This window comes from Marinococcus luteus (genome assembly GCF_034497705.1).
Taxonomy (GTDB): Bacteria; Bacillota; Bacilli; order Bacillales; family Marinococcaceae; genus Marinococcus; species Marinococcus luteus_A.
The window spans coordinates 152,967-160,894 of record NZ_JAXRUV010000008.1; the positions used below are offsets into that span (position 1 = coordinate 152,967).

The following is a 7,928-nucleotide window of genomic DNA, read 5'->3' on the forward strand; positions in this document are numbered from 1 at the left end:
AAAAGATGTGTAAACTATGGTTATTCTTTATTTTGTTAGTACATTAGCGAACTAAAGCACCGTGAAAAGAAAAGGAGAGAGAGTATGAGTAAGCTTTTTATGTTTGAAAAGCCGCTGGGGATGCGCGATGCGCTTCCAGGATATTTTCAGACAAAACGGAACGTACAACGGGTCATTAACGATGAATGGGAAAGCTGGGGGTATCTGCCCGTCGAAACGCCCACCCTGGAATATTACGATACGGTCGGGAGCGCTTCGGCGATTCTTGATCACCAGCTTTTTAAACTGCTCGACCAGCAGGGGCGGACGCTCGTGCTGCGTCCGGATATGACTGCGCCTATCGCCCGGGTGACGGCGTCCGGTCTGCAGAACCAGCACTTTCCGATCCGTTTGGCTTATCATACTAACGTTTTTCGCGCGCAGCAGCTTGAGGCCGGGCGGCCGGCAGAATTTGAACAGCTTGGTGTGGAATTGATTGGAGAAGGCACTTCGAGCGCGAACGGAGAAGTTGTTTCTCTTATGATCGAAGCTCTGCGAAAAACTGGACTGACCACGTTTCAAATTACCGTCGGGCACGTCGGGTACGTGAATGCGCTGCTTGAAGAGGTGCTCGGAAATGATGAACGTGCTGATGACCTGCGCCGGTTTTTATACGAAAAAAATTATGTCGGCTACCGCCAGCATGTGGAAAGTCTCCCGCTTTCGTCTCTGGATAAGAAAAAGCTGAACAGCCTGCTGCGCCTGAGGGGCGACTGGCGGACGCTGGACGAAGCTTTGAATCTAGTTCAGACGCCGGCGGCAAAGGAAGCAGTCGAAGAGCTGCAGGAGCTGAAAACGGTGCTTGAACACTACGAGCTGTCCGATTACATTAAGCTCGACTTTAACTTATTTATGCATATGAGCTATTACACCGGGATTGTATTCGAAAGCTACGGCAACAACCTGGGCGTGCCGCTTGGAAGCGGTGGTCGCTATGATGAACTGCTGCAGCAGTTCAACCGTCCGGCCCAGGCTGTCGGATTCGGTCTCCGGCTTGATTTGCTGGTTGAAGCCCTTGGGCTTACCGGAGCAGTTCCTTCCCAGACGTGTATCTTGTTCAGTCCGGAGCGCCGCCCGGAAGCGGTGGATCACGCGCGCAAACTCCGCGAAACCGGAAAACGGGTCGTGCTTCAGGATATCCGCGGCGTAGAGGACGTAGATCAGCTGAGTGATTCCTATGAAGATGTTGTATCCATGATCGGAAAAAAGAAGGAGGGAGCTTCGCATGAATGAATGGCTGACAATCGCGATGCCAAAGGGACGGATTTTCGAAGAAGCGGTGCAGCTTCTTCGTAAAGCCGAGTTTCCTATTCCTCCGGAGTTTGAAGAATCCAGAAAGCTGATCGTCGACGCTCCGGAAGCAAATATGCGCTTTATCCTGGCGAAGCCAATGGATGTGCCCACCTATGTTGAACACGGAGTGGCAGACATCGGGGTCGCCGGCAAGGATACGATGATCGAAGAAGAGCGTGACGTGTATGAAGTGCTGGATCTGAAAATCAGTGCGTGCTACCTGGCCGTAGCCGGGCTTCCGGAATATGAGAAGTCCGATGTAAATCCCAAAGTGGCGTCCAAGTACCCAAACCTGGCGACACAGTACTTTAAGCAGCAGGGTGAACAGGTGGAAATTATTAAATTAAACGGCTCGATTGAACTGGCCCCGCTTGTCGGTCTGGCAGACCGTATTGTAGACATTGTTTCCACCGGCCAGACGCTGAAGGAGAATGGTTTAATAGAGCTTGAAACAATTGTGCCGATCACGTCCCGGCTGATCGTCAATCCGGTAAGCTATCGCTTGAAGGATACTGTTATTGATGATCTTGTGGAGCGTGTTGCCCAGGTGATAGGAGTGGAAGAGCAGGTATGATGAACGTGACCCCTTTGGACAAATCAGTAACGCTTGAGCGCACCATTGAAGGAGGAACCGAAAAGCAGCGGGAATCGGTAGCCTCCATTATTGAAAAGGTGCGGGAAAACGGAGATAAAGGACTCATTGAGCTGACCGAGATATTCGACCGCGTGACGCTCGATGAGATGTTTGTAAAACAGGAAGAAATAGATGAAGCGTATAATCAGGTGAACGATAAAGAACTCGAAGCGATCCGCAAAGCGATTGAAAACATCCGTGATTTTCATCAGCGCCAGCTCCGGCAGTCCTGGATGGTGACAAAAGAAGATGGGACGATGCTCGGCCAGCGGATTATCCCGTTCGATCGCGTCGGTATTTATGTGCCGGGTGGTAAAGCAGCATATCCCTCGACCATTATGATGGATGCCATCCCGGCAATTGCTGCGGGCGTGAAAAGTATTACAATGTGCTCGCCGCCCGGAGAGGACCAGCGCCTTCATCCGATGGTGCTCGTCACGGCCAGTGAGCTTGGCATTAAAAATATCGTGAAAATTGGAGGAGCGCAGGCGGTAGCAGCGCTTGCCTACGGCACGGAAAGCATCCGGAAGGTGGATAAAATCGTCGGCCCGGGTAACATCTATGTAGCTCTGGCTAAACGCGAAGTGTTCGGTCAGGTGGCGATCGACAGTATCGCCGGACCAAGCGAAATTGTCGTGCTTGCTGATGAAACAGCCCGGGCGGATTATATTGCAGCCGACATGCTTTCCCAGGCGGAACACGATGAGCTCGCCTCGGCTGTGCTTGTAACCACTTCGGAGGAGCTCGGGCAAAAAGTGGCCGAAGAGCTTGAGCGTCAGCTTGAAGATCTCCCTCGCAAAAAGATTGCGCAAGAGTCGCTTGATAAACACGGAGCCATCTACTTAACGGAAACGCTGGCGGATGCAGTAGAAGCTGTGAACCGGCTGGCACCGGAGCACCTCGAAATCATGACTGCCCAGCCGGATAACCTGCTCGGCTCCATTCGTCATGCAGGGGCTGTCTTTTTAGGGCCGTACAGTGCCGAAGCGGTCGGCGATTACTTTGCCGGCCCGAATCATGTGCTCCCGACGAGCGGGACGGCCCGCTTTTCGAGCCCGCTCGGTGTCGATGATTTTGTGAAACGCTCCAGCGTGATTTCCTACAGTAAAGAAGCACTCGAGGAAAATGGTGAGTATATCTCTGCGATCGCACGGATTGAGGGCCTTGAAGCACACGCACGCGCAGTGGATATCCGGAAGGGGGAGAAGTAGAATGGCAGAACGTACAGGAAGCGTCGAACGCAAAACGGGAGAAACATCCATCCGTCTGCAGTTTGGCATTGACGGCGAAGGGGACGGGGTCATACAGACGAACGTGCCGTTTATGAGCCATATGCTCGACCTGTTTAAAAAGCATGGCCATTTCTCCCTTGATGTGCAGGCCGAGGGTGATGTGGAGGTGGATGATCACCATACAACAGAGGACATCGGCATCTGTCTCGGAGAAGCCTTCGGACAGGCGCTCGGCGATAAAAAGGGCATCCGTCGCTACGGTCAGGCTAAAATTCCGATGGACGACGCGCTCGCAGAAGTCATTGTGGATTTAAGCAATCGTCCGCACCTGGAGTTCCGGGCGGAGCTGCCGGCAGCTAAAGTAGGAACATTTGATACCGAGCTCGTCCATGAGTTTTTGTGGAAATTCGCGGTGGAAGCCCGGATGAACCTTCACGTAGTCGTCCATTACGGACACAATACGCATCATATTATTGAAGCGGTATTTAAAGCGATGGCACGGGCTCTTGATGAAGCGACCCAGCTGGACCCAAGAGTGAAAGGCATTCCTTCAACCAAAGGTATGCTGTAAAGAAAAGGAGTGGAGCGCTTGTGATAGGAATAATCGATTACGGCATGGGCAACCTGTACAGTGTAAAAAAAGCACTGGAACGACTGGATATTCCTTATTTTGTATCCGAGCACCCAGAGGAGCTTGCGGAAGCGGACGGCTTGATTCTTCCGGGTGTTGGTGCTTTTCGGGACGCCATGAATTTAATCCGGGAAAACGGGCAGTTTGAGTTTATTGAACACTGGGCGGCTGATGGTAAACCGCTGCTTGGTATCTGCCTTGGAATGCAGCTGTTGTTTGAAGGCAGCGACGAACACGGGGAAACAGAAGGATTCGGGTTTCTTCCGGGGTATGCCCGCCGTTTTTCTGGAAAAGACAGCCAGGGAAGAAGACTGAAAGTGCCGCACATGGGCTGGAACTCGCTCAAGTTTCATCAGCCGGACCATCCGCTTTTGAAAAATGTGGAGGAAGGCCATGCATATTTTGTGCATTCCTACGTGATAGAAACCGCCGATCCCGACGTTTTGATTGCAACAAGCGATTATGGTGAAACAGTCCCGGCGGTGGTTGGCCGCGGCGAAGTCATGGGCACACAGTTCCATCCGGAAAAAAGCAGCACAGTCGGCATCGGCATGCTTAAAAATTTCGGGGCGATTGTCCGTGAAAGGAGCGGAGCTCATGAGTGATTTTATTGTATACCCGGCCATCGATATCCGGGACGGCAACTGTGTCCGTCTTTTTCAGGGCGATTATAATCAGGAGACTGTTTACGGGGATTCACCGTTTGAAATGGCTGCTTCGTTTGCACAGGCGGGAGCTTCCTGGATTCATATGGTCGACCTTGACGGGGCAAAAGAAAAACAGCGCATCAATCATACCCACGTCGTTCGTGCCGCACAGGAGCTTGATGTCCGTATCCAGGTCGGCGGAGGCATCCGAACCGAAGAGGATGTGGAGTATTACTTATCCCACGGCGTAGACCGGGTGATACTCGGCAGTGTTGCCCTGCAGTATCCGGAATTTGCCCGGGATATGCTCGGAAAGCACGGCAGCCGTATCGCTATCGGCCTTGATGCGAGAGACGGATATGTAGCCGTCAACGGATGGCTCGACACCTCGGAGGTAACAGCTGTTGAGCTTGGCCGGGAAATGGCTGCCCACGGGGCAGAGACGTTTATATTCACCGATATTTCCACCGATGGGACGATGACCGGGCCGAACGTCGAGGCGACAAAGCAGCTCGCAGAAGCGACTGGCGTAAATGTTATTGCTTCCGGCGGAATCGGCACCATGGAGGACGTCCGGAATCTTGCGGAGAAGCGGGATAAAGGGATAGCAGGCGTCATTGTCGGAAAAGCGATATATACCGGCAAAGTGGATGTGGCAGAAGCCGTGAAGGAGGTACAGTAATGCTTACGAAACGGATTATTCCATGTCTGGATGTGAAAGAAGGCCGGGTCGTGAAGGGCACACAGTTTGTGGAACTGCGGGATGCCGGCGATCCGGTGGAACTCGCTGCGTTTTATGATGAGCAGTGGGCGGACGAACTTGTCTTTCTCGATATTTCCGCCTCACATGAAGGACGGAAAACGATGATAGATGTCGTGGAGCAGGTGGCAGCAAGCATCGCGATTCCTTTTACGGTCGGCGGCGGCATCAGCTCGGTCGATGATATGCGCAACATGCTCCGTGCCGGGGCAGATAAGGTTTCGCTCAACACAGCTGCGGTGAAAAACCCTGATTTGATTACTCAGGGATCCACCTACTTTGGCTCCCAATGTATTGTTGTAGCGGTTGATGCCAAGTACGATGAGACACTCGGCTCCTGGAGAATCTATACCCACGGCGGCCGCACGCCGACCGAGTGGGAAGTCGTCGACTGGGCGAGGGAAATCACTGCCCGCGGAGCCGGCGAAATTCTTCTGACAAGTATGGATCAGGACGGAGCTAAGACTGGCTTTGATGAGGCTTTGACACGAACGGTCAGCGAAGCAGTGGACGTACCTGTTATCGCCTCCGGCGGCGCTGGCGCGAAAGAGCATTTTGTGGATGTGTTTGAAAAATCAGGGGCGGATGCGGCACTCGCTGCTTCAATCTTTCATTATAAAGAGACATCGATTGAAGAAGTGAAGGCTTTTATCCGGGAGAGAGGAGTCTTAGTACGATGAACGTCGACGAACTAACATTTGATGAAGCAGGCCTGATTCCGGCCATAGTACAGGACGCCGTCAGTAAAGAGGTACTGACGCTTGCCTATATGAACAAAGAATCGCTGCAGAAAACAATCGATACGAAAGAAACCTGGTTTTACAGCCGCTCCCGCCAGGAGCTCTGGCATAAAGGGGAAACATCGGGAAACAAACAGCAGGTGACAGACATCCGGTATGACTGCGACAGTGACGCGTTAAATGTGCTTGTGGAGCCGGAAGGCCCTGCGTGCCATAAAGGGGACTACAGCTGTTTTTCCCGTTCGCTGCTGTCGGAAGAAAAGCAGTCAGCCGACGGCCGGCGGTTTGCGATTATTAATGAACTCGAGCAGGTTATAGCCACCCGCGAGGCAGAAATGCCGGAGGGCGCCTATACGACGTACTTGTTTACCGAGGGTGTGGATAAAATTTTGAAAAAAGTCGGTGAAGAAGCAGGAGAAGTTATTATTGCTTCCAAAAACCGGGATCATGAAGAGCTGAGCTGGGAAACAGCTGATCTTCTTTATCATCTGCTGGTGCTGCTGCGGGAACAGAAGCTTCCGCTTGATGATGTGCTGAGGGTGCTCGAAGAAAGACATCGTTCGTAATAAGGCTGACCGCAGAAAAGACCGTCCTCTCCGGGCGGTCTTTTCTTTGCGCATCCTCCTCCTTCGTCGTCTTTGGCTGCTGAGAAAAAATGCGGGCTCCTAAGAGTTTTCATGAAGCAGGGGGCGTGTTATAATGTCACAATTGATGTAGAACGTGAAGAAACAAAGAAAAACAAACGAAGGAAGGATGAAAGGAATTGGGCTCAAAACAAAAAAACGAAGACGCAATTATTCCTTTCTTGCAGTCAGGTGAATACTTCTTTCAGCGGGGCGTGGTGGCTTATCAGAAAAATCACCTGAAGCGTGCCGTTCTCTTTTTGGAAAGAGCTGTCGAACTCGAACCTTCCAAGGGATTGTTTCAATGCCAGCTTGCTGCCATATATACAGACATGGAATGGTTTGACCGCTCCAACGAAATCCTCCACAGGGTGCTTAAAGAAATTGAGCCGGAACGCTCCGAATGCTACTTCTTTCTGGCCAACAATTATGCCTTCCAGGGCAATTTTGAAAAAGCAGCGGAAACGGCCGGCTATTATATGAAAATCGCGCCGGAAGGCGACTTTGCAGAAGAAACGAAGGAACTGCTCGAAATGATTAAAGAAAATGAGCCTGGTCTTCTCGAGCATCCAGGGGACATGACCATTTATGAACAGGCAGTGGAAAAGGCTGATAAAGGCCGGGTGCAGGAAGCCCGGGAACTATTTGAAGAGCTTTTGGAGCAGGAGCCTGATTACTGGGCCGCTTACCATCAGCTGGCAAAGCTGCACCAGCACCGCGGAGACACGGAGCAGGCTTTAAAGCTGCTGGAAACAGTGCACCAAAAGGGGGCTTACGTGCCAGCCAGCTGTCAGCTCGCCGCATTATATGAAAGCGAAGGGGAGCATGAGCGTTCGAAGGAAGTGATGAACGTGCTTACAGCGATCCTTCCGCTCGACCGGGAGTCCCTTCACTGGATCAGCGCGGTCTGCACGTATCTTGGCTATTACGAAGATGCCTGCCGTTACGCCCGTCTTTATCATAAACGGTTCGTGATTGAACGCGGATCAGTTGCGTTTTATCACGGAGCGGCGTTATATTTGCTCGGCGAAACGGCACAGGCGGCAAAATGGTGGAAACAGAATCGTCAGCTCGATCATCCGGAAGTAAAAGAGCTTTACCGGGAATACGAAGAGAATATACTGACCGGCCAGAGGGTAAAAGAAATGGTACAGGACGATTTTCAGCAGTAAGCAGAGTACTGGACGCCAAAAAGCGGCTGCCATACAATAAGTATAAATGCCATAAGAGAGCGATATTTAAAATAAGGGGAGTGGCCTTTTATGACGGAAGAACGGATTTATGATGTAATTATCGCAGGCGCGGGCCCGGCGGGCATGACTGCGGCGG

General features: G+C 51.9%; 9 protein-coding genes. All 9 read left to right on the top strand.

Annotated elements, in window-relative coordinates; genetic code table 11:
* Positions 1–84 precede the first annotated feature (84 nt).
* The 9 genes from Q9M42_RS13000 to Q9M42_RS13040 all read left to right on the top strand — a co-directional run bounded on the left by Q9M42_RS13000 (position 85) and on the right by Q9M42_RS13040 (position 7,771).
* Positions 85–1,272 (top strand): ATP phosphoribosyltransferase regulatory subunit, encoded by a 1,188-nt coding sequence (locus Q9M42_RS13000; RefSeq protein ID WP_322526892.1) that lies wholly within the window; start codon positions 85–87, stop codon positions 1,270–1,272.
* Entirely contained in the window at positions 1,265–1,906 is a 642-nt protein-coding gene (gene hisG / locus Q9M42_RS13005; RefSeq protein WP_322526893.1) for an ATP phosphoribosyltransferase, read from the top strand. The genes Q9M42_RS13000 and hisG overlap by 8 nt, the downstream gene beginning before the upstream one ends.
* A complete protein-coding gene (gene hisD / locus Q9M42_RS13010; RefSeq protein WP_322526905.1) occupies positions 1,906–3,177 on the top strand; it encodes a histidinol dehydrogenase in 1,272 nt (423 codons plus the stop codon). Before hisG ends, hisD begins: the two co-directional genes overlap by 1 nt.
* Position 3,178: 1 nt before the next feature.
* The gene (hisB, locus tag Q9M42_RS13015) at positions 3,179–3,769 is read left to right on the top strand and encodes an imidazoleglycerol-phosphate dehydratase HisB (RefSeq protein ID WP_322526894.1); all 591 of its coding nucleotides are present in this window, start codon (positions 3,179–3,181) and stop codon (positions 3,767–3,769) included.
* A 20-nt stretch (positions 3,770–3,789) separates the two neighbouring features.
* Entirely contained in the window at positions 3,790–4,434 is a 645-nt protein-coding gene (gene hisH, locus Q9M42_RS13020; protein WP_322526895.1) for an imidazole glycerol phosphate synthase subunit HisH, read from the top strand.
* Positions 4,427–5,158, top strand: a complete 732-nt coding sequence (gene hisA / locus Q9M42_RS13025) for a 1-(5-phosphoribosyl)-5-[(5-phosphoribosylamino)methylideneamino]imidazole-4-carboxamide isomerase (protein ID WP_322526896.1) — start codon at positions 4,427–4,429, stop codon at positions 5,156–5,158. Before hisH ends, hisA begins: the two co-directional genes overlap by 8 nt.
* A complete protein-coding gene (gene hisF / locus Q9M42_RS13030; protein WP_322526897.1) occupies positions 5,158–5,916 on the top strand; it encodes an imidazole glycerol phosphate synthase subunit HisF in 759 nt (252 codons plus the stop codon). Before hisA ends, hisF begins: the two co-directional genes overlap by 1 nt.
* On the top strand, positions 5,913–6,542 hold the full coding sequence (hisIE, locus tag Q9M42_RS13035; protein WP_322526898.1) for a bifunctional phosphoribosyl-AMP cyclohydrolase/phosphoribosyl-ATP diphosphatase HisIE: 630 nt from the start codon (positions 5,913–5,915) through the stop codon (positions 6,540–6,542). Before hisF ends, hisIE begins: the two co-directional genes overlap by 4 nt.
* A 197-nt stretch (positions 6,543–6,739) precedes the next feature.
* Positions 6,740–7,771 carry a tetratricopeptide repeat protein gene (locus Q9M42_RS13040; protein WP_322526899.1) on the top strand — a complete coding sequence of 344 codons (1,032 nt, stop codon included), beginning with the start codon at positions 6,740–6,742 and terminating at the stop codon, positions 7,769–7,771.
* Positions 7,772–7,928: the final 157 nt, after the last annotated feature.

Bases quoted from the DNA above. Each gene is read 5' to 3' on its own strand.
- Q9M42_RS13000 (WP_322526892.1), top strand. From the start codon at position 85: ATGAGTAAGCTTTTTATGTTTGAAAAGCCGCTGGGGATGCGCGATGCG.
- hisG (WP_322526893.1), top strand. From the start codon at position 1,265: ATGAATGAATGGCTGACAATCGCGATGCCAAAGGGACGGATTTTCGAA.
- hisD (WP_322526905.1), top strand. From the start codon at position 1,906: ATGAACGTGACCCCTTTGGACAAATCAGTAACGCTTGAGCGCACCATT.
- hisB (WP_322526894.1), top strand. From the start codon at position 3,179: ATGGCAGAACGTACAGGAAGCGTCGAACGCAAAACGGGAGAAACATCC.
- hisA (WP_322526896.1), top strand. From the start codon at position 4,427: ATGAGTGATTTTATTGTATACCCGGCCATCGATATCCGGGACGGCAAC.
- hisF (WP_322526897.1), top strand. From the start codon at position 5,158: ATGCTTACGAAACGGATTATTCCATGTCTGGATGTGAAAGAAGGCCGG.
- hisIE (WP_322526898.1), top strand. From the start codon at position 5,913: ATGAACGTCGACGAACTAACATTTGATGAAGCAGGCCTGATTCCGGCC.